The organism is Pigmentiphaga soli (assembly GCF_039541095.1).
GTDB lineage: Bacteria > Pseudomonadota > Gammaproteobacteria > Burkholderiales > Burkholderiaceae_B > Pigmentiphaga > Pigmentiphaga soli.
On the sequence record NZ_BAABFO010000010.1, the window covers coordinates 1 to 21,036 of the forward strand.

18 protein-coding genes are annotated in these 21,036 nt (G+C 71.1%); 8 read left to right on the forward strand and 10 right to left on the reverse strand.

The features are described from left to right. From ABD927_RS11640 to ABD927_RS11660, 5 genes are all read right to left on the reverse strand, one after another. A partial coding sequence (locus ABD927_RS11640; RefSeq protein WP_345249514.1) for a DUF4390 domain-containing protein occupies window positions 1–626 on the reverse strand: 626 nt, incomplete at its 3' end. 23 nt (window positions 627–649) lie between these two features. After that, window positions 650–2,032 carry a 16S rRNA (cytosine(967)-C(5))-methyltransferase RsmB gene (gene rsmB / locus ABD927_RS11645; protein ID WP_345249516.1) on the reverse strand — a complete coding sequence of 461 codons (1,383 nt, stop codon included), beginning with the start codon at window positions 2,030–2,032 and terminating at the stop codon, window positions 650–652. A 24-nt stretch (window positions 2,033–2,056) separates the two neighbouring features. Further along, entirely contained in the window at window positions 2,057–3,010 is a 954-nt protein-coding gene (gene fmt, locus ABD927_RS11650; protein ID WP_345249518.1) for a methionyl-tRNA formyltransferase, read from the reverse strand. A 19-nt stretch (window positions 3,011–3,029) separates the two neighbouring features. Beyond that, the gene (gene def, locus ABD927_RS11655) at window positions 3,030–3,536 is read right to left on the reverse strand and encodes a peptide deformylase (protein ID WP_345249520.1); all 507 of its coding nucleotides are present in this window, start codon (window positions 3,534–3,536) and stop codon (window positions 3,030–3,032) included. A gap of 119 nt (window positions 3,537–3,655) precedes the next feature. After that, a complete protein-coding gene (locus ABD927_RS11660; protein WP_345249522.1) occupies window positions 3,656–4,345 on the reverse strand; it encodes a fumarylacetoacetate hydrolase family protein in 690 nt (229 codons plus the stop codon). A gap of 276 nt (window positions 4,346–4,621) precedes the next feature. Between ABD927_RS11660 and dprA the strand changes: the two genes are divergently transcribed. The 4 genes from dprA to ABD927_RS11680 all read left to right on the forward strand — a co-directional run bounded on the left by dprA (window position 4,622) and on the right by ABD927_RS11680 (window position 9,808). After that, complete coding sequence (gene dprA / locus ABD927_RS11665) at window positions 4,622–5,740, forward strand: DNA-processing protein DprA (RefSeq protein ID WP_345249524.1); 1,119 nt, start codon at window positions 4,622–4,624, stop codon at window positions 5,738–5,740. A gap of 147 nt (window positions 5,741–5,887) precedes the next feature. Further along, complete coding sequence (locus tag ABD927_RS11670; RefSeq protein ID WP_345249526.1) at window positions 5,888–6,346, forward strand: Smg family protein; 459 nt, start codon at window positions 5,888–5,890, stop codon at window positions 6,344–6,346. Window positions 6,347–6,473: 127 nt separating this feature from the next. Next, entirely contained in the window at window positions 6,474–9,122 is a 2,649-nt protein-coding gene (locus tag ABD927_RS11675; RefSeq protein ID WP_345249528.1) for a DNA topoisomerase III, read from the forward strand. Window positions 9,123–9,187: 65 nt separating this feature from the next. Beyond that, a complete protein-coding gene (locus ABD927_RS11680; protein ID WP_345249530.1) occupies window positions 9,188–9,808 on the forward strand; it encodes an SET domain-containing protein in 621 nt (206 codons plus the stop codon). 87 nt (window positions 9,809–9,895) lie between these two features. Here the strand turns inward: ABD927_RS11680 and ABD927_RS11685 are convergent, their stop codons facing one another. Then, a complete protein-coding gene (locus ABD927_RS11685) occupies window positions 9,896–10,615 on the reverse strand; it encodes an outer membrane lipoprotein (RefSeq protein ID WP_345249532.1) in 720 nt (239 codons plus the stop codon). A 246-nt stretch (window positions 10,616–10,861) separates the two neighbouring features. Between ABD927_RS11685 and ABD927_RS11690 the strand changes: the two genes are divergently transcribed. Further along, the gene (locus ABD927_RS11690; RefSeq protein ID WP_345249534.1) at window positions 10,862–11,107 is read left to right on the forward strand and encodes a DUF3717 domain-containing protein; all 246 of its coding nucleotides are present in this window, start codon (window positions 10,862–10,864) and stop codon (window positions 11,105–11,107) included. Between the two features lie 15 nt (window positions 11,108–11,122). Here the strand turns inward: ABD927_RS11690 and ABD927_RS11695 are convergent, their stop codons facing one another. Beyond that, window positions 11,123–11,947, reverse strand: a complete 825-nt coding sequence (locus ABD927_RS11695; protein ID WP_345249536.1) for an NUDIX hydrolase — start codon at window positions 11,945–11,947, stop codon at window positions 11,123–11,125. Between the two features lie 213 nt (window positions 11,948–12,160). On the opposite strand from ABD927_RS11695, the gene ABD927_RS11700 reads away from it, so the two are divergent. Genes ABD927_RS11700 through ABD927_RS11710 form a run of 3 tightly spaced genes read left to right on the forward strand, consistent with a single transcriptional unit; the run spans window position 12,161 to window position 16,958 of the window. After that, window positions 12,161–13,552, forward strand: coding sequence for an efflux RND transporter periplasmic adaptor subunit (locus tag ABD927_RS11700; protein WP_345249538.1), 1,392 nt, complete (start codon window positions 12,161–12,163; stop codon window positions 13,550–13,552). Continuing rightward, the gene (locus ABD927_RS11705) at window positions 13,552–15,516 is read left to right on the forward strand and encodes a MacB family efflux pump subunit (protein WP_345249540.1); all 1,965 of its coding nucleotides are present in this window, start codon (window positions 13,552–13,554) and stop codon (window positions 15,514–15,516) included. Before ABD927_RS11700 ends, ABD927_RS11705 begins: the two co-directional genes overlap by 1 nt. 5 nt (window positions 15,517–15,521) lie before the next feature. Then, the gene (locus ABD927_RS11710; RefSeq protein ID WP_345249542.1) at window positions 15,522–16,958 is read left to right on the forward strand and encodes an efflux transporter outer membrane subunit; all 1,437 of its coding nucleotides are present in this window, start codon (window positions 15,522–15,524) and stop codon (window positions 16,956–16,958) included. A gap of 107 nt (window positions 16,959–17,065) precedes the next feature. On the opposite strand, the gene ABD927_RS11715 is transcribed toward ABD927_RS11710, so the two are convergent. The 3 genes from ABD927_RS11715 to ABD927_RS11725 all read right to left on the reverse strand — a co-directional run bounded on the left by ABD927_RS11715 (window position 17,066) and on the right by ABD927_RS11725 (window position 20,916). Then, the gene (locus ABD927_RS11715) at window positions 17,066–18,454 is read right to left on the reverse strand and encodes an MmgE/PrpD family protein (protein ID WP_345249544.1); all 1,389 of its coding nucleotides are present in this window, start codon (window positions 18,452–18,454) and stop codon (window positions 17,066–17,068) included. Further along, on the reverse strand, window positions 18,451–19,863 hold the full coding sequence (locus ABD927_RS11720) for an MmgE/PrpD family protein (RefSeq protein WP_345249546.1): 1,413 nt from the start codon (window positions 19,861–19,863) through the stop codon (window positions 18,451–18,453). Before ABD927_RS11720 ends, ABD927_RS11715 begins: the two co-directional genes overlap by 4 nt. An 81-nt stretch (window positions 19,864–19,944) precedes the next feature. After that, window positions 19,945–20,916 carry a Bug family tripartite tricarboxylate transporter substrate binding protein gene (locus tag ABD927_RS11725; protein WP_345249548.1) on the reverse strand — a complete coding sequence of 324 codons (972 nt, stop codon included), beginning with the start codon at window positions 20,914–20,916 and terminating at the stop codon, window positions 19,945–19,947. Window positions 20,917–21,036: the final 120 nt, after the last annotated feature.

The window sequence follows — 21,036 nt, forward strand, 5'->3', positions numbered from 1 at the left end:
GGCGGCGACGGCGCGCGCGGCTGCGGCTCGGCCGTCGTGCCCATGGCGCCCGGCGACCTGGCCGGCGGCGGCGCGCCGGCATCGGCCGCCACCCGCACCGGGAAAGAGGCCCACTGGGTGGTCAGAGACCAGTCGCCGCTGTTCAGTGCGTTGACCTGGAACGGCTTGGACAATTGGGAGAGATCGAACCGTACCCGCAGCCGGCCTTCGTAGTCGACGTCGTCCCTCAGCACGCCGCGATCGGCGATGCGCCAGGTGCGGATGTGCCGCACCACCGACAGCGCCTCCGACAGCGAACCGAGCGGCAGCGCCAGCACGCCGGTACTGACACGCCATTGCCCGGTGAGCGGGTTGTGCATGATGCGCCAGGTCTGGGAAGCGGTGAGGACGGTTTCGTCGAACCAGTACCAGCGCGGCCGGCTGATCTCGACCTCGGCCGTGAAATACAGCGGCAGGCCGCGGTCGGCGGCGTCTTGCAGCTGGCTGTTCAATTCCAGCGAAATGTCGGCGTTGAGGACGAGATCGTGGCCGCGCGCGGCCACTTCGACCGACTGGATGCTGGGTTCCGGCGGCCCGGCCGGCGAACTGCCGGCAAGCAGCAGCGAGGCCAGGGCCAGCAGGCGCAAGACGCGATGGAAGCGGAGAATTGTCAAACCTTGGCAAACAACGCGTAGAAAAAACCATCGTGCTGCTCGCCCGGACGCTCCGACGCCGCCTGCGGCAGCAGTTGGCCCGGCGCAGGCAGCCGCCGGGCCTCGGGGTGCCGAGCCGCGAAAGCTTCGGCCTGATTCACGCCCTCGGCCTGGAAAATCGAGCAGGTCGCATAAAGCAATTTACCACCGGGCGCCACCACTCGCCACAGGGCGTCGGCGATGCGCGCCTGCAAGGCGGCGGTACGGCCGACGTCATCTTCGCGGCGCAGCCAGCGAATGTCGGGATGGCGCCGCACGATGCCCGACGCGGTGCAGGGCACGTCGGCCAGCACGGCGTCGAACGGCCGGCCGTCCCACCAGGCATCGAGATCGGCCACGTCGGCGGCGCGGGTGCGCGCGGCCAGGCCCAGGCGCGCCAGGTTGTCGTCGACCCGCGCCAGGCGGGCGGCGTCCACGTCCAGCGCCAGCAGGTCGAGATCGGCCAGTTCGAGCAGATGCGCGGTCTTGCCTCCGGGCGCGGCGCAGGCGTCGAGCACGCGCATGCCGTCGCGCGGCTGCAGGAGCGGCGCAGCCAGCTGCGCGGCGGCGTCCTGCACCGACCACCAGCCTTCGGCGAAGCCGGGCAATTGCTGCACCGGCCGCGCCTGCGGCAGCACGATCCCGGACTCGCCCGCCGGCAGGGCCGGCAGGCCTTCGGCGGCGAAGCGTTCGATCAGCGCGTCGCGCCCGATGCGGCGGCGGTTGGCGCGCAGCGTGAGCACCGGCGCGCGGTCGGCCGCGCGCAGGATGTCCTGCCACTGGCCGGGATACTCGGCGCGCAGGCGCTTCACCCACCAGGCGGGATGATTCCAGGCCGCCTCGTCGTTGCCGGCCAGCCGCGCCAGCACGGCCTCGCGCTCGCGCAGGAAGCGGCGCAGGCTGCCGTTGACCAGCCCCTTGAACGGCGCCAGCCGGCGCTTGCCGGCCGCCGCGTTCACGGCCTGGTCCACCACGGTATGCGGGGCGTAGTCGGCGCCCGCGCCCGGCGCGTCGGCGGCCAGCAGCGCGAAAGCCACCAGCAGCAGCGCGTCGAGCAGCGGTTCGGCCGGGTCGCGCGGGATCAGCGCCCGCTTGACGGCACGCGCCCGGCCCAGCGTGCGCATGGCATGGAAGGACAGCGCCTGCGCGGCAGGCCGCAGCGGCGCCGGGGTGCGGGCCAAGGCCTCGGTCAGCGAGCTGCCGTCCAGCACGGCACGCACGGCTTCGGCAGCGGCGACCAGCACCTCGGCCAGCGCCGGACCGGGGGAACCTGCCGGGGCGCCGGCCGGCGACGGATGCCCGGCCCGTGCAGCGGGCCGGGCGCGGCGGCGCGGGGACGCGTTGTCGGAGGAAGCCGTCATGCGGATCTTGCGGCTGGCAGGACGTCAGCGCGCGGCGGCCGGGCCGGCGGCGCGCACGAACACGTCCACCGGCTGCCGCTTGCCGCCGGCCTTCTGCAGTTCGAGCAGCCGCAGCACGCCATCGGCGGTGGCCACGTCGATGCCGTCCGGCCCGGCGTGCAGTACCGTGCCTGGCGCGGCGTCGCCGGCCGCCGCGGGCAGCGCGCGGGCCTTCCAGACCTTGACCGGCTCGGCCAGCCAGGGCAGGCGCAGCGTGGCGCCCGGCACCGGGTCGAAGGCGCGCACCCGGCGCGCCAGCACCGCGGCGGGCTGGCCGCAGTCGAGGGGCGCTTCGGACTTGTCGAGCTTGGCGGCGTAGGTGACGCCCTCGGCCGGCTGCGGCCGCGGCGCCAGGCCGGGCCCGGCGGCCCGTTCGAGCGCGGCCACGATCAGCCGGCCGCCCAGCGCCGCCAGCACGTCGTGCAGCGCGCCGGCCGACTGCTCGGGGCCGATGTCCACCGCTTCGGCCAGCAGCATGGGGCCGGTGTCGAGCCCGGCGTCCATCTGCATGATGGTGATGCCGGTGCGCTCGTCGCCCGCTTCGATCGCGCGCTGGATGGGCGCCGCGCCGCGCCAGCGCGGCAGCAGGCTGGCATGGATGTTCAGGCAGCCCAGGCGCGGGATGTCGAGCACCGACTGCGGCAGGATCAGCCCGTAGGCCGCCACGATCATCGCGTCGGCGCGCGCGGCCCGCAGCGCCTCGTGCGCGGCGGCAGCTTCGTCGGGGTAGCGGCCGTCCAGCCGCAGGCTGCGCGGCTGCAGCACCGGGATGCCGGCGGCCAGGGCCTCGGCCTTGACGGGACTGGGAGTGAGCCTGAGCCCTCGGCCGGCAGGCCGGTCGGGCTGGGTCAGCGCCAGCGCGACCTCGTGGCCGGCGGCGATCAGGGCGGCCAGCGCCACCCGGGCGAATTCCGGCGTACCGGCGAAAACCAGGCGCATTCGGGGTTCCTGCCGGCCCTCAGGCCGATTGACGCTCGAGCTTGCGCAGCTTGGTCTTGATGCGGCTCTGCTTGAGGTAGGAAAGGTATTCGACGAACACCTTGCCTTCGAGGTGGTCGAGCTCGTGCTGCACGCAGACCGCGAGCAGCCCTTCCGCGTCGAACCCGTAGCGTTCGCCGTTCTCGTTGGTGGCCTCGACCTTGATGCGGGCCGAGCGCCGGACTTCGTCGTACACGCCGGGCACCGACAGGCAGCCCTCTTCGTAGACCTGGGTTTCCTCGCTCTTCCAGGTGATGACCGGATTGATCAGCACCAGCAGGTCGTCGTGATTCTCCGACACGTCGATCACCACGATGCGCTCATGGATATCGACCTGCGTGGCGGCCAGCCCGATGCCCGGCGCTTCGTACATGGTTTCGGCCATGTCGCGCACGATGCGGCGGATGCGGTCGTCGACCACGTCGACCGGCCTGGCCTTCTTGTGCAGCCGGGCGTCGGGATAGTGGAGAATCGGAAGCAGGGCCATTTCGTCAAAAAAGCGGTTTCAAAACCCGGATTACGGATAACCAGATAGGGGCAAAACGCGCGAATCCAAGCCCAAGATAACACAGCGCTGAACGCTCAAGAACCCGGCTCCGCCGGCCGCTAGGAGGCGTACGTCACCTTCAGATCGCCCACGCCGTCGATGTGGCCGTGCAGCGTATCGCCCGGATGGCAGGGGCCGACGCCGGCCGGGGTGCCGTTCAGGATGATGTCGCCGGCTTCCAGCGCGACGAAGCGCGACAGATAGGCGATGGTTTCGGGCACGCGCCAGATCTGCTGGTTCAGGTCGCCCTGCTGGCGGATTTCGCCGCCGATCTTGAGCCAGATGGCGCCGGCGGCCGGGTGGCCGATGCGCGCGGCGGGCGCCAGCGGCGACACCGGGCAGGACTGGTCGAAGGCCTTGCCCATTTCCCACGGGCGCTGCAGCTTCTTGGCAATGCCCTGCAGGTCGCGCCGCGTCATGTCGAGCCCGACGCCGTAGCCGAACACGTGCTCCAGCGCCTGGCCTTCCGGGATGTCGCGGCCGCCGCGGCCGATGGCCACCACCAGTTCCACCTCGTGGTGCAGGTCGGACGTCTGCACCGGGAAGGGCAGCGTGCCGCCGCCGGGCACGACGGCGTCGGCCGGCTTCATGAAAAAGAACGGCGGTTCGCGGTCGGGATCGTGGCCCATTTCACGGGCATGGTCGGCGTAGTTGCGCCCCACGCACCAGATGCGGCGCACCGGGAACACGGCATCGCTGCCTTCGACCGGAATGGCGGCGACGGGCGGCTGGGGAACGGCGAATTTCATGGCGGATTCCTGGAAGGCGCGGCGTGCCCGCGCCGGACGGCGGAAGGGGCGCAGGGCGAACGGCAGGCCGCAGGCCCGGCGCGCCACGGTGTGGGCAAGAAGTATAGCGAGTTGTTCGGGCGCGCAGCCCGATGCCGTCGGAAAACGGCGACGGCGCGCCGCCCGGCGTCCGTGCGCGGCGTCTCGCCGGCCGGCCACGCGGCGGCCGTGCCGGCTCGGCTGTTTCGGTCCGACCGGCCCCGCCGCGCGGCGCACCGGGCGTGATACATATCTGCCATGCCTCTCGCCCACACGCCCGAAGACCTGTCCGGCTGGCTGCGGCTTTCGCTCGAACCCGGCATCGGCCCGGTCGGCGCGCGCGAACTGCTGTCGGCCTTCGGCCCGCCCGACCGGATCTACGCCGCCGGCCACGACGCCCTGGCCGCCCGCCTGCCCGCCGCGCTGGCGCGGCAGCTGTGCGCGCCGCCGGGCAACCAGGTACGGGCCCAGGCCGAACGCACGCTGGAGTGGGCCGGCGCGCCGCAGAACCACATCGTCACGCTGGGCGATCCGGGCTACCCGCCGGCGCTGCTCAACACCCACGATCCGCCCATCCTGCTGTACGTGGTCGGCGACCCGGCCATGCTCGCGCGCCGCGCCATCGCCGTGGTGGGCGCGCGCAGCGCCACCGCCGAGGGCCTGGACAACGCGCGCGCCTTCGCCCGCCACCTGGCGCTGCACGGCTGGTGCGTGGCCAGCGGGCTGGCGCTGGGCATAGACGCCGCGGCGCACGAAGGCGCGCTGGAGGCCGGCGCCGAAGGGGCCGGCACGCTGGCGGTGATCGGCACCGGCGCCGACATCGTCTACCCGGCCCGCAACCGCGCGCTGGCGCACCGCGTGGCGGCAGGCGGCGCGATCCTGTCGGAGCTGCCGCTGGGCACGCCCGCCGTGGCGCACCAGTTCCCCCGCCGCAACCGGCTGGTGGCCGGCATGGCGCGCGGCGTGCTGGTGGTGGAGGCGGCCGCGCACAGCGGTTCGCTCATCACCGCGCGGCTGGCGGCCGACGGCGGGCGCGAAGTGTTCGCGATCCCGGGTTCCATCCATTCGCCGCTGTCGCGCGGCTGTCACGCGCTGATCCGGCAGGGCGCCAAGCTGGTGGAGACGGCGCACGACATCCTGGTCGAGGTGAGCGACACGCCGGCAGCGGACGCGCCGGAGGCGCCGGCCGGCCAGGCCGCCGAAGCGGCCGACCCGCTGCTGCGGGCCATGGGCTACGGCCCGGTCCATCTCGACGAACTGGCGGCCCGCGCCGGCCTGGCCGCCGCCGCCGCGCAAGCCCGGCTGCTGGAGCTGGAACTGGACGGCGAAATCGCGCGCCTGCCCGGCGGGCGGTTCCAGCGCCGCGCCGCCGGTTGAAGGCCGCGCAGGCGGGCGCCTTCCCGTCATGCCGGGGCCCGGCAGGCCGGGCTGTGACCGCACCGCAACAGGGCCCGACGCCCCCGTATGCAATTTGCCTCGTCCCCCGATTAGGCGTAAATTTGGAGCTGCCTTGCAAACGGACTTATGTTCGACATTCTCGTCTACCTCTTCGAGAACTACTTCACGCCGGCAGCCTGTCCGGATCCGGGCACCCTGGCGCGGAAACTCGCCGCCGCCGGTTTCGAAGACGACGAAATCGACGACGCCCTGACCTGGCTGTCCGGGCTGGCCGAATCCACCAACCGCTGTGTCGATCTTGCGCTGGTTCCCAGCCAGGGCTCGCGCGTGTACGCCGAGGCCGAATACGGCCAGCTCGGTTCCGAAGCCATCGGATTCGTCGCCTTCCTGGAAGCCGCGGGCGTGCTGTCGTCGCCATTGCGCGAGATCGTGATCGATCGCGCCTCGGCGCTGGGCGAATCGCCGGTCCCGCTGGAAAAGCTCAAGATCATCGTGCTGATGGTGCTCTGGAGCCAGGAAACCGAGATCGACAACCTCATCCTGGAAGAGCTCCTGGAAGACGGCAGCGCCCGCCAGATCCACTGAAAACCGCCGCTGCGCGGCAAGCGTGGACGCACCCGGTCACACGCGCGACTTGCATGCCGCAAAAATCCCCCCGTATTATCCGGCGCTTCGACGCATTGTTTTGCGCCGACACGGTCACTGGAACTCAATGGGCAAGACTCTGATCATCGCCGAAAAACCGTCCGTCGCGCTCGACATCTCGCGCGCGCTGGGCGGTTTCAAGCGCGAAGGCGAATATTTCGAAAGCGACGACTACGTGCTGTCGTCGAGCGTCGGCCACCTGCTGACCCTGGTCGCGCCCAATGACCCGACCAAGGGCAAGTGGAGCTTCGCCCACCTGCCGGTCATCCCGCCCGAATTCGAACTCGGCCCCGCCGACAAGCGCTCCGAAGAGCGCTTGCGCCTGCTGGTACGGCTGATCAAGCGCAAAGACGTCGACGCCATCATCAACGCCTGCGACGCCGGGCGCGAAGGCGAGCTGATCTTCCGCTACATCGTCCAGTACGCGAAAACGAACAAGCCGATCCGGCGCCTGTGGCTGCAATCGATGACCCAGCAGGCGATCCGCGAAGCCTTCTCCGACCTGCGCAGCGACAACGCGCTGCGCCCGCTGGAGGCCGCCGCCCGCTCGCGCGCCGAGGCCGACTGGCTGGTGGGCATCAACGGCACGCGCGCGATGACGGCCTTCAACAGCAAGGACGGCGGCTTCTTCAAGACGCCGGTGGGCCGGGTGCAGACCCCCACGCTGGCCATCGTGGCCGAGCGCGAAGAGCGCATTCGCCGTTTCGTGCCGCGCGATTATTGGGAAGTGCGCGCTCAGTTCGTAGCCGCGGCCGGGCTGTACGAGGGCCGCTGGTTCGACCCCAAGCACGTGCGCGACCCGCTCGACCCGGAAAAGCGCGACTCGCGGCTGTGGGCCAAGGCCGCCGCCGAATCGGTGGTGGCCGCCTGTCGCGACAAGCCCGGCACGGTCACCGAGGAATCCAAGCCTTCCACCCAGCTGTCGGGCCTGCTGTACGACCTGACCAGCCTGCAGCGCGAGGCCAACTCGCGCTTCGGCTTCTCGGCCAAGACCACGCTGGCGCTGGCGCAATCGCTGTACGAGCGGCACAAGGCGCTCACCTACCCCCGCACGGATTCCCGCTACCTGCCGGAAGACTACGTGCCCACCGTGCGGCAGACCATGCGCGCGCTGGGCGAGAGCCGTCCGGCGTACGCGCCGTTCACCGGCCAGGTGCTCGACAACAATTGGGTCAAGCCCAACCGGCGCGTGTTCGACAATAAGAAAGTGTCCGATCACTTCGCCATCATCCCCACGCTGCAGGCCCCGCGCGAGATGAGCGAGGCCGAGGCCAAGCTGTACGACATGGTCGTCAAGCGCTTCCTGGCGGTGTTCTTCCCGGCGGCCGAATTCCTGGTCACCACCCGCATCACCGAGGTCGCCGGCCACCATTTCAAGACCGAGGGCAAGGTCCTGGTCAACCCCGGCTGGATGGCGGTGTACGGCCGCGAGGCCCAGGGCGAGGACGCCACGCTGGTGGCCGTCGCGCCCGACGAGAAGGTCCGCACCGAATCGGTGGAGGCCATCGGCCTGGCCACCAAGCCGCCGCCCCGCTACACCGAAGCCACGCTGCTGTCGGCCATGGAAGGCGCCGGCAAGCTGGTGGAAGACGAAGAACTGCGCGAAGCGATGTCGGCGCGCGGCCTGGGCACGCCGGCCACTCGCGCCGGCATCATCGAAGGCCTGATCAACGAGGCCTACCTGCGCCGCGAGGGCCGCGAACTGATCCCCACCGCCAAGGCGCGCCAGCTGATGACGCTGCTGTCCGGGCTCGACGTGGACGAGCTCACCTCGCCCGAGCTGACCGGCGAGTGGGAGCACAAGCTGTCGCAGATCGAGCAGGGTCAGCTGGCGCGCGAGGCCTTCATGCGCGAGATCGCGCAGATGACGCAGGTGATCGTCAAGCGCGCCAAGGAATACGACCGCGACACCGTGCCGGGCGACTACGCCACGCTGTCCACGCCCTGCCCCAAGTGCGGCGGCGTGGTGAAGGAAAACTACCGCCGCTATGCCTGCACCGTGTGCGACTTCTCCATCGGCAAGCACCCCGGCGGCCGCACCTTCGAGCAGAGCGAGGTCGAGGAACTGCTGGAACGGCGCGAGATCGGCCCGCTCAACGGCTTCATCAGCAAGATGGGGCGGCCGTTCTCGGCCATCCTGCGCATTACGGACGACTACAAGCTGGAATTCGATTTCGGCCAGGACGACGAAGAGGCCGCCGAGGCGGTGGACTTCTCCGGCCAGACCCCGGTGGGGCCATGCCCGAAGTGCGGCGCGCGCGTGTTCGAACACGGCATGAGCTATGTGTGCGAGAAATCGGTCGGGCCGGAGCGCAGCTGCGATTTCCGCTCCGGCAAGGTCATCCTGCAGCAGGAAATCTCCGCCGAGCAGATGGGCAAGCTGCTGACCGAAGGCCGCACCGACCTGCTGCAGAACTTCGTGTCCAGCCGCACCAACCGCAAGTTCAAGGCCTTCCTGGTGCGCCAGCCGGACGGCAAGGTGGGCTTCGAATTCGAGCCGCGCCCGGCCCGGCCCGCCAAGACGGCCGGCGCCGCCGACGGCAGCGCCGCATCCGCAGCGGCCACGGCCCGCCGTGCGCCGGCCAAGAAGGCGGCCGGGGCGACCGCCAAGACCGCCGCGAAAACCGCCGCCAAGACGGCCAAGACCGCCGCCCGCAAGACCGCTGCCAAGAAGGCGCCGCGCAAGACGGCCGCCGGCAAGGCAGCGGGCGCCTGAGCCTGCATCCGCCACCGACACCCGCCCTTCCCTCGCTCCCGAGCCACCCCGCCTCTCCGCAGACGATGACCGCCCGCAAAACCCAGGCCGCAGGCCGCAAGAACACCGCTTCGCCGCGCAAGCCGGCACCGCAAGCCCCGGCCGAGCCGGTCGCCGCCGATCCCGGCCCGGGCGGCAAGCCCTGGCACGTGGTGCGCCGCTCGCGCATCCACGGCAACGGCGTCTTCGCCGCCCGCAACATCCCGGCCGGGACCCGCATCATGGAATACGTGGGCGAGATCATCAGCAGCGCCGAAGCCGACCGCCGCCACCCGGTCAACCCGGAAGACCCGTTCCACACTTTCTTCTTCGCGATCGAAGGCGGCAAGGTGATCGACGGCGGCGTCGAAGGCAACGACGCCCGCTGGATCAACCATTGCTGCGAACCGAACTGCGAAACGGAGGAAACCGGCGACGGCCGCGTGTTCATCGTGTCGCTGCAGCCCATCCGGCGCGGCGAGGAACTGAACTACGACTACGGCCTGGTGATCGACGAGCGGATCACCAAGACGCTGAAGGAAAACTATCGCTGCCTGTGCGGCACGCCGTCGTGCCGCGGCACGATGCTGGCGCTGAAGCGGCGCCGGCCGGCGGCGAAGAAGACGGCCAAGGCCGCGAAAACGGGCAGGGCCGCCAAGGCGGCCTGACGCGGGCCGCCGTCGCGCCGGGCCGGCGCGCGTTGAGGCCGCGGACGGACGCTACTCTGCCGGCGGCTTCAACGGCGCCGGGCCGCGTCAGCCGCTCACCCGCATGGCCTGGGTGTCCGCATCGCGCGAGACCACCCGTCCGCCCATCACCCGTACCGGATCGCCGCTGTGCCATGCATACGGCGAGGCGCTGTTGAACCGGCGCACGGTACCGTCGTCCATCCGGATCGTCATCTCGTAGCGCGTGGTGGTACGCACGCGCTTTTCGACCTGGTTGCCGGCATAGGCGCCGCCCAGCGCGCCCAGCACCGTCAGCACGGTGCGGCCATGGCCGCCGCCGAACTGGTTGCCCACCACGCCGCCCAGCACCCCGCCGCCGACGGCGCCGATCCCGGTGCCCTGGCCCTCCACCTGGTAGGCGCGCACGTCCTGCACGACGCCGCAATCGGCGCAGCGCTCGACCGCGGCCTGCCGCACCGGCGCCGGGGCGCGCGCAAGCGCGGGTGCTGCGGGTGTTTGCGCGGGCGCGGTGCCGAAACGGCGGGCGGCATCCTGCCGCGCGGCCGCGGCGGACATCGGCGGCGCGAGGGCGTCGGCCTGTTGCTCGGCGGCGGCATCGGGCGCCGTGCGCGCCAGCGGCGACGGCAGCAGCCCGGTCATCACGCCGACGCCCACGGCCGACAGCACGATCACGCTGACCGCCGCGCCGGCCAGCAAGGGATGCAGGCGAGCCGGCGCGCGCGGTGCCGGCGCGGGGGCGGCGTCCTGCGCCAGCAGCGCGGCGCGGCGGTTGGGTCGAGTGCTCATGTCGATCTCCCTGCGTAAGTCTTGTGTAAGCAAATTAACCCCAAACCGCTTTCCAGGGTGTTTCGCCGCCGGCGCCGAAACGACGCTTTCTGTATCCCGAATGTCGGAATGTTTCGGGACGGGGCCCCTGGCGCCTGCGGCCGCTCCGCTCAAGGGGCGGCGCTGGCGGACCGGCAGCCGAATCCGCGGCGCCCGGGATGGATCGGGGCAAGGCCACGAGGGATGATTTTTTGCGAGAATGCAGGCATGGAGATCTCGCTGACAGACCTGGAACAGGCGATCAATTTCTGGCGCAACCGCTATCCTTCCACCGGCAAGGAACAGCGGCTGTGCTCGCAGGCCAATGCACTGGCCGCGCCCTATGCGGAAATGATCATGAGCAAGCGCCGGCAGATCGACGAGGCCGAGCTGCCGGCCGACGCCCGCACCGCGCTGGGCGACTGGCGCCTGCTGACCGCGGCGGCGCCTCCGGCAGCGTCCGCCAAGCCCTAGGCCTGCGCCAAACCGCTACGCGGCCACCGCCGACAGCGCCTCCGGGTCCACCCCCAGCGGCACGTGCCGGGCGGCGCAGCCCAGCAGCAGCGACAGCGCCGCCTCCAGCGTGAATTCGTCGCGGCCGATCATGGCCAAGGCCTCGTCGCAGCGCACGGTCCGGATCAGGTCGACTTCGCCGTCCTGGTTGGCCGGGGTCACCCCGGGGCCCAGCACCACGTCGACCACCGTCACGTTCTCGATCTGGTAGCCCTCGGGCAGGGTGCGCCGCACCCGGAAGCGCCCGCGGCGCTGCCCGCCCGCCAGATGTTCCGGCATCAGCCCGGCTTCTTCCCAGCTTTCGCGCGCCAGCGCGATCTCGGGCGTTTCGGCGGCGCTGATCAGCCCGCCCACCAGGGTGTCCCACTTGCCGGGATCGGTGGTCTTGGTGGCCGCGCGCCGCGCGATCCATGCGCGCCCGTCCGGCGTCCAGGCATTGAGGTGCACCGCGTGCGTGGCGATGCCCAGGGGCCGCACGGCGGCGCGTTCGATCACGCCCAGCACGGTGCCGTCGTCGGCCTCCACGTCCAGCAGCTCGTTGCGCCAGCCGTTGAGCCGGCCGGCCTGGAACAGGGCCTGCGCCACCCGCGCCAGCAGGCCGTCGACCGCGGCGCGCGCGGGCTGCCCGGTGCCGGGCAGCATATGCACCGCGTCCGGCGCGACGGCGATCTCTTCGGCAAACGGCAGCAGCAGCGGCACGACATCGCCGGCCACCCAGCCGCAGGCGCGGCCGGCGATCGACAGGCGGCGGGCGTCGGCCGGCGGGTCGACCTGCGCCCGCGCCAGGATGGAGTTCAACACATTGACTACCGGAGATGAAGAAGGGGGGATTGTGCCGCAAGGCATTGCCGGCGGGCGGCACGCAGTCGAAACAGCATTTTTCCGCGGCCGGCGCGCCGCCTCCAACACCCGGCAAACGGAATCCATTTCAATGGATTTCCCGGCAATGGCGCGCTATTGCGCGGGTAGGGGCCGTTGGGCAGACTGCCCCTCGTCCGATCCGCGCCCGCCGCCATGAACGCTCCCGCCGCCCTTTCCGCCCGGTCTTCCCGCCCGCCCCGGCGCCGCCGCCCGCTGTGGCACGCGGCGCTCGCGCTGGCCGCGCTGGCATTGGCGGCCGCGGCCTACGCCGGCTGGCGGCACTTCTTCCTTGCCCCGCCGGCGCGCGATCTCTACCAGATCGTCGCCGTGCAGCGCGGCGACATGGAAGACCTGGTATCGGCCACCGGCACGCTGCAGCCGCGCGACTACGTGGACGTCGGCGCGCAGGTGTCGGGCCAGTTGCGCAAGATCCACGTGGAAGTCGGCTCCACCGTCAAGGAAGGCGACCTGCTGGCCGAGATCGACCCGACGGTGTTCCTGGCCAACGTGGATGCGCGCCGCGCCGGGCTGCGCAACCTGCGGGCCACCATGCTGGACCGGCAGGCGCAGCTGACGCTGGCGCAGATCCAGTTCGACCGCCAGCAGAACCTCAAGGCCGAAGGGGCGACCAGCACCGATGCCTTCCAGCAGGCGGACGCCGCGCTCAAATCGGCCAAGGCGCAGATCGCCGCCTTGCAGGCGCAGATCGAGCAGACCGAATCCACGCTGCGCGCCGACGAGGCCAACCTGAACTACGCCAAGATCTACGCGCCGATGAGCGGCACGGTGGTGTCGATCACCGCGCGCCAGGGGCAGACGCTCAACAGCAACCAGTCGGCGCCCATCATCCTGCGCATCGCCGATCTTTCCACGATGACGGTGCAGACGCAGGTATCGGAGGCCGACGTCAACAAGCTGCGCGACGGCATGGCGGTCTACTTCACCACGCTGGGCAACGCCGGCCGCCGCTGGTGGGGCAAGCTGCGCAAGATCGAGCCGACGCCTACCGTCACCAATAACGTGGTGCTGTACAACGCGCTGTTCGACGTGCCCAACCCAGGCGGCACGCTGATGACGTCGATGACGGCGCAGGTGTTCTTCGTGGCGCAGTCGGTGCGCGATGCGCTGTTGCTGCCGGTGGCGGCGGTGCAGCAGCAAGGCCCGGCCGGGCGCGGCCGGCGCGAGGGTGCCGGCGCGCCGCCCGGCGCCGGCGAGCGGCCGGCCGAATCGAACGGCCGGCGCCGGCGCGCGGATACCGCCGGCGCCGCGGCAACCGATGGCCATGGCGGCGCGGAAGACGCGGCGGCCCGCCGCATGCCGCGCCGCGCCACCGTCAAGGTGATCGACGACCAAGGCAACATCGCCGAACGCCAGGTAGAACTCGGCGCCAGCAACCGCGTGCAGGTGGAGATCCTGTCCGGGCTGGAGGAAGGCGAACAGATCGTCGCCGGCCTGCGGCAGGATCCGCGCGCCACGCCCGCGCGACAGCAACAGCAGCAGCAACGCCCCGGCCCGCAGGGGCTCGGCATGCCGCGGATACGCTGATGGCCGCCGTCCCCCGACCCGCCCCCGCCGCCGCGCCGCTGATCGCGCTGGCGGGCGTCACCAAGACCTACCGCAACGGCGACCTCGCGGTCGAGGTGCTGCACGGCATCGACCTGGAAATCCGCGAGGGCGAGTTCGTCGCCATCATGGGCGCCTCCGGCTCGGGCAAGTCGACGCTGATGAACATCCTCGGCTGCCTGGACCGCCCCACCACCGGCAGCTACCGCTTCATGGGCCGCGACGTGTCGCGGCTGTCGCGCGACGAGCTGGCGGCGCTGCGGCGCGACGAATTCGGCTTCGTGTTCCAGAGCTACAACCTGATCGCCACCGCCAACGCGGCCGAGAACGTGGAAGTGCCGGCGCTGTACTCGGGCCTGCCGGCCGAGCGCCGGCACGAACGCGCGCAGGCCCTGCTGGCCGAACTGGGCCTGGCCGACCGCATCCACCACCGCCCCGGCCAGCTATCGGGCGGCCAGCAGCAGCGGGTATCTATCGCGCGGGCGCTGATGAACGGCGGCCGCATCATCCTGGCCGACGAACCCACCGGCGCGCTCGACAGCAAGAGCGGCGCCGACGTGATGAAGCTGCTGGCCGAGCTGTCCGCACGCGGCCATACGGTGATCCTGATCACCCACGCGCGCGAAGTGGCCGACCACGCCCACCGGCTGATCGAGATCCGCGACGGCCGCATCGTGGCCGACCCCGGCCCGCGGCCGCCGGCCGCCGCGCAGGCGCCGTTCGCGCCGCAGGCCGGCCGCGGCGTCGCCTCGGCGCTGGCCGACGTGGTGGAGGCCGCCAAGATGGCGCTGCGCTCGCTGCGCGCCAACGTATTCCGCTCGGTGCTGACGCTGCTGGGCATCGTGATCGGCGTCGGTTCGGTGATCGCCATGCTGGCCATCGGCGACGGCGCCCGCCAGGCGGTGGTCGACCGCATCAGCGCGATGGGCTCGAACCTGCTGCTGGTGCGGCCGGGCGCGCCCAACCAGCGCGGCTTCAGCGGCACCGCCACGCTGGTGCTCAACGACGTCTACGCGATCGACGAGGTGCCCAACGTGCTGGCGGCGGTTCCCGAGCAGACCAGCACCGCCACGCTGCGCTTCGGCAATGCCGATACCGTGACCAGCGTCAACGGCACCTCGTCCAAGTTCCCCATCGCGCGCCAGTGGCCGGTGGCGCGCGGCACCTTCTTCAGCGACCGCGACGAGGCCGACTTCGCCACCGTCGCGGTGCTGGGCCAGACGGTGGCCGACGCCCTGTTCCCCGGCGGCCGCGACCCGATCGGCCAGTACGTGCTGGTCAACAACCTGATCTTCCAGGTGGTGGGCGTGATGAGCGTGCGCGGCGCCTCGCCGATGGGGTCCGACCAGGACGACATCGTGTTCGTGCCCTACGCCACCAGCAGCCTGCGGCTGTCGGGCCAGCGCTACCTGCGCAACGTGACGGTGGCGGTGGACGACGTCAAGCGCATCGACGACACCCAGGCCGAGGTCGAGACCCTGCTGCTGGAGCGCCACGGCGTGGTCGACTTCCAGATCCGCAACATGGCCTCGATCATCGAGACCACCGAACAGACGCAGAACACGATGACCATCCTGCTCGGCTCGATCGCCGCCATCTCGCTGTTCGTGGGCGGCATCGGCGTGATGAACATCATGCTGGTGTCGGTAACGGAGCGCACGCGCGAGATCGGCATCCGCATGGCCACCGGCGCGCGCGAGCGCAACATCATGCAGCAGTTCCTGATCGAGGCGGTGGTGGTGTCGGCGCTGGGCGGCGCGATCGGCGTGGCGGGCGGCCTGGCCGCGGCGGCGGTCATCGCCGCGCTCGGCACGCCGATCCAGTATTCGGTAGCGCCGGTGCTGCTGGCCTTCGGCTGCGCCTTCGCCACCGGGCTGGTGTTCGGCTATCTGCCGGCGCGCAAGGCGGCCAAGCTCGACCCGGTGGTCGCGCTGGCGGCGGAGTAGATCGAATGGCAACGCACGAGACCACCTCGCCACGCAGCGGCACGGCCGCGCCTGCGAAGCGCGCCGCGCGATGGTGCGCGCCGCTGCTGGCGGCCGCCTTGCTGGCCGCTTGCGCGGCCCCCATCGACCACACCGCGCCCGAGGTTCCGCTGCCGGCCGCCTGGAGCGAACCGGCGCCCCGCGCCGCGCAGCTGGACGCCGAATGGTGGCGCGATTTCCAGTCCGACGAGTTGGCCAGCCTGGTGAATCAGGCGCTGGCAGCCAGCCCGACCCTGGCGATCGCCGCCGAACGCGTGCGCCAGGCCGAGCTGGCGGTGCGCAATGCCGGCGCTTCGCTGTTCCCCACGGTCAGCCTCAACGGCAGCACCGCCCAGCGCCGCAACAGCCCGGCCGGCGGCGGCTGGACGGTGGGCGACAGCAGCGGCATCACGCTGGGCGCCAGCTACGAGGTGGACCTGTGGGGCCGGCTCGACGTTGGGGTGCAATCCAGCCAGGCTTCGCTGGCGGCCAACCGCTTCGATTTCCAGACCGCGCGGCTGACGCTCGCCACCGGCGTGGCCAACGCCTATTTCCAGGTCATCGCGGCCCGCACCCGGCTGGCCATCGCCCGCAGCAACCTGGAGATCGCCGAGCGCGTGTTCAATATCGTGGAGATCCGCCACCGCAACGGCGTGGTGTCCGACCTGGACCTCTCCCGCCAGCGCACCACCGTGCTGTCGCAGCGGGCCACCATCCAGCCGCTGGAAGTGCAGGAGCGGCAGGCGCTCGGCGCGCTGGCGATCCTGCTGGGCCGCATACCGCAGGGCTTCGGCGTTGCCACGCAGGACTTCGAGCGCATCGCGATTCCCGCCGTGGCGCCCGGCCTGCCTTCCGACCTGCTGGTACGCCGCCCCGACCTGGCCAGCGGCGAAGCGCAACTGGCCGCCGCCGACGCCAACGTGGCAGCCGCGCGCGCGGCGCTGCTGCCGAGCATTTCGCTGTCGGGCTCGGCCGGGCTGGCCAGCACGGCGCTGCTGTCGCTGGCCAATCCGGCCTACAGCCTGGGGCTGACCGGTTCGATCGCGCAAACATTGTTCGACGGCGGCCGGCTGCGCAACCAGGTGACGCTGACCGAATCGCAGCGCCGGCAACTGGTGGAAACCTACCGCGGCGCCGTGCTGACGGCGCTCAAGGAAGTGGAAGACGCGCTGTCGAACATCGACCGCAATCGCAACTCGGAAGCGGCGCAGACCGAAATCCGCGACGAAGCGCAGCGCACGCTGCGGCTATCGGAACTGCGCTACCGCGAAGGCGCCGACGACATCACCACCGTGCTCGACGCCCAGCGCACCCTGTTCGCGGCCCAGGACACGCTGGCCCAGCTGCGGCTGGCGCGGCTGACCTCCGCGCTCGACCTCTTCAAGGCGCTGGGCGGCGGTTGGCGCAGTCCAGCGGCAGGCTAAAACATTGCCGCTTGCCGATAGATACGGCCCAGTGACCATCGACCGACTGCCCCTTGGGATTCCTGCCTATACGGACTGCAACGCCCCTGGGCAGCGGCCAGCTTTCCTCACCCAGCCAACCGCTGCGCCAACGTACTCGTGTCGGCCAGTTCCGGCAGGCGCCGCATATCGTCCATCAGCGCCGCGACCTGCTCCGGCGCATAACGCCGTCCCAACTCTTCGGCCGCGCGGTCGACGTGGTCCTGCCGGGTGAACGGGCGCGACGCGCTGCCCTTGGGGGCCAGCACGAAGCCGGTCAGCTCGCGGCCGTCGTTCAGGTGCAGCGTGACGCGGGCGCTGACCGATTCGGCCGCGCTGGTGCGCTCGACCTCGTCGTCCAGCACGCACGACACTTTCGCCGACAATTGCGTGACCACCGGATCTTGCAGGCCGGCCTCGAAATCGTCGACGTTCAGCGTGAAGGCCGGCGAACGCGATTCCTTGCGGATCGCCACCGCGATGCAGAAAGGCGCGCTCATCTGCGCGGCCTGCAGGCTGCGCGGCTCGGTGCCGGTGAGCCGGCCCTGGATCACGCTCGGGATGCCGAGCGTGATCGCGGCGATGTCGGCCGCGCCGATCCCGTGCTCGCGGCACAGCGTGGCCGCGGCCTCGACCGCCGACTGGGTGCGGGCGCTGCACGCATGCGGCTTGACGAGCACTTCGGTCATCCGGAAGGCGGTACCGAGGCCGTCGAACAAGGGCGCGAAGTCGAAGCCGTCCGAGTACGCGCGGGCGAAGCCGTCCTGGCCTTCCAGGATGTCGGCCGGCCCCGAGAAGCCCGCCTCGGCCAGCAGCGCCGCCTGCACGCCGGCGCGCGCCGCCTGGGCCGCGTGCACCCGCTTGACGGTGGAACCGGAATGGAAGAACTGCACCAGGCCGCCGCTGAACGACGCTGCCATGCCGATGGTGCCGGCGATGCGCGCGGCGTCGCCCGGGAACAGCAGCGCCGCGGCCGCCACGGCCGAGCCGAACACGCCGCAGGTGGCGGTGCTCTGGAAGCCGCGCTTGAAGTGGGAAGGCTGCACCGACAGGCCGATGCGGATCATCGCCTCGTAGCCGGCCACCACCGCCGCCAGCACCCGGTGGCCGGACAGGCCGCGGGCCTGGCCGATGGCCAGCGCGGCCGAGAATACGATGCATCCGGGGTGCAGCATGGCCCCCACGTGGGTATCGTCGGCGTCGATGCTGCCGGCGTAGACCGTATTCAGGAAGGCGGCGCTGACCGGATCGGTGCGCAGCGCCGAATACAGCACCGGCGCGCCGCCCTGCCCGCCGGTCTGCCGCACGTAGTCGCGCGCCCAATCGCTCCAGGGCATGCGCTCGCCCAGCGAAGCCACGCGCAGGTAGTCGATCGACAGTTCGAACAGCAGGCCCTGGATCGATTCGGGCAGCCGCCGATAGTCGAGGCCGGCGGCGAAGCCGGCCAGCGCGGCGGTAGGGCTGGCAGGAACATTCATCGCTTCTCTCCTTCCCCGGCGCGCAGGGCAAGCAGCGGCGCCACCGAGTCGAGCCGCTCCAGGCCGCGGGCGGCGGCGAGCCAGGCGTCGATCGCGGCGCGGTCGAAGCCGGCTTCGGCGATGGCCACGAACCGCTGGCTGATCTCGTCGACCGTAAGCGGATTCTGCGGGCAACCCTTGGGCGATGCGATGAAATGCTCGCGCCGGCTGCCATCGCGCAGCGTGCAGGTGACCCGAGCCGCCACCGACTCGGCGGTGGTGAGCCGCTCGACCTCGGCATCGGCGCTGCAGGTGGTGCGCGCCGACAGGTCGGCGATGCGCGGGTCGCCGAAATTGCCTTCGTAGTCGTCGATGGTCAGCGTGACCGGGCCACTGCGCCCGGGCGTCAGCGCCAGCGCCAATGCCACCGCGAACGGCGTGCTCAGCTGCGCCTGCTGCACGTCCACCGGCCGGCTGGCCGTCAGCTTGCCGATCATCGCGCGGTGCACGCCGATCTCGACCGACGCGACATCGTCGAAGCGCACGCCGTCCTGCGCCAGCCAGATGGCCGCCTCGATCGCCGCCTGCATGCGCACGCTGCCCACGTGCGGCTTGAGCGAAATCCATTCGGTGCGGAAGCCCGTGCCGAGGTCCTTGACCGCGGTGGCCGGATCGAAGCGGTCGGAAAACGCGCGGCCGAAGCCCTGGCTGCCTTCGATCGCGTCGTGCGGGCCGGTCAGCCCGGCATGCGCCAGCAGCGCGGCCTCGACCCCGTTGGCCGCCGCCTTGCCGGCGTGGATGCGCTTGATGTCGGAGCCCGACACGAAGAACTGCGACAGCCCGCAGGAGAACGACGACGCGATGCCGAGCGCATCGCGCACGCCTTCGGGCGACAGCTTCAGCAGCCGGGCGCAGGCCGCCGCCGCGCCGAAGGTGCCGCAGGTGGGCGTGCCCTGGAAACCGCGCAGCGAATGCTCGGGCTGGATCGACATGCCGATGCGGATCGCCACCTCGTAGCCCGCCAGCACGGCGGCCAGCAATTCGCGCCCGCTGGCGCCGGTGGCCTCGGCCACCGCCAGCGCCGCCGGCCAGATGCAGATGCCGGGATGGATGATGGCGGCGACGTGGGAATCGTCCCAGTCCAGGCTGCCGCAGGCGGTGCCGTTGATGAAGGCCGCGCGCGCCGGATCGGCCCGGCGGCCGCTGTAGAACACGGTGGCCGCCAGCGCCGAGGTGGTGCCGCCGAACAGCGCGTCGACGCTGCGCGTCCAGGGTTTGCCGCGGCCCACGGCGCCGGCGCGGAATACGTCGATCAGCAGCACCGGCATCAGGCCGCGCACGTGGGCCGGCACGTCGTTCCAGTCGACCGTGGCCGCGAACTCGGCCAGCTGCGCCGTTACGGCCAGGGAAGAATCGGAAGATGAAGTCATGGATGAAACGCCTCGGCGCGCAAGGCGCCATCGCAGTCGACGAAAAAACACCGGCCACCGCCGCCGCGCGGCGGCGGCGAATCATTCGAGCCTGATGTTGCCTTCTTTGGCCACCTTGGCCCAGCGGTCGTAGTCGGTGCGCAGGTAGGCGGTCAGGTCTTCCGGCGTGCCGCCGGCCAGTTCGACCGATTCCTGGGCGAACCGCTTCTTCGTTTCGGGCGACGACAGCACCTTGTTCATTTCGGCGTTCAGGCGGTCGACGATGGGCTTGGGCAGCCCGGCCGGGCCCCACAGGCCCCACCACTGGATGGCCTCGAAGCCGGGCAGGCCCGACTCGGCGATGGTGGGCAGCTCGGGCGCCAGCGCGATGCGCTTGGTGCTGGTGACGCCCAGCGCGCGCAGCTTGCCGCTCTTGAGCATCGGCAGCGCGCTAGGATAGCCGGTGAACAAGGCGGCCACCTGGCCGCTCGCGGTGTCGGCCACCACCGGCGCCGCCCCCTTGTACGGTACGTGCAACACGTCGATGCCGGCCGAGCGCTTGAACAGTTCGATGGTCAGATGGCTGAGCGTGCCCACGCCGTTGGAGCCGAAATTGAGCTTGCCGGGCGCCGCCTTGGCCGCGGCGATCAGTTCCTGCACCGAGTTCACCTTCAGGCCGGGATTGACCACCAGCACGTTGGGCGCGTAGCCGACGAACACGATGGGGGTGAAGCTCTTGAACGGGTCGTACGGCGTCTTGGCCGACAGATTGGGATTGATCGACATCGTGCTGGACGAGGTCAGCACCAGCGTGTAGCCGTCGGGAGCGGCGCGCGCCACGTAATCGGTACCGATCGCGCCGCCGGCGCCGGCCTTGTTGTCGACCACGAACGAGGTGCCGGTGTTTTCGGTCAGCTTCTGGGCGATTATCCGCACCACCACGTCGGCCGCGCCGCCGGGCGGGAAGGGGCTGATGATGCTGACCGGGCGGTTGGGGTAATCCTGGGCGAAGGAGGCGCCGCCGGCGCTGAGCGCGACGGCGGCCAGCATGGCCTTGAAGGCGAGTAATTTCATGGAACAGTCTCCGGGTATGGGCGGCACTGCGCGGGTGCGTTCGGCCGCGTTCATTTTTTCGGCCATAATTGCATGTTTATGCTTGGAAATGCAATACTGGTCGACCGCAGGGGGTAGCCC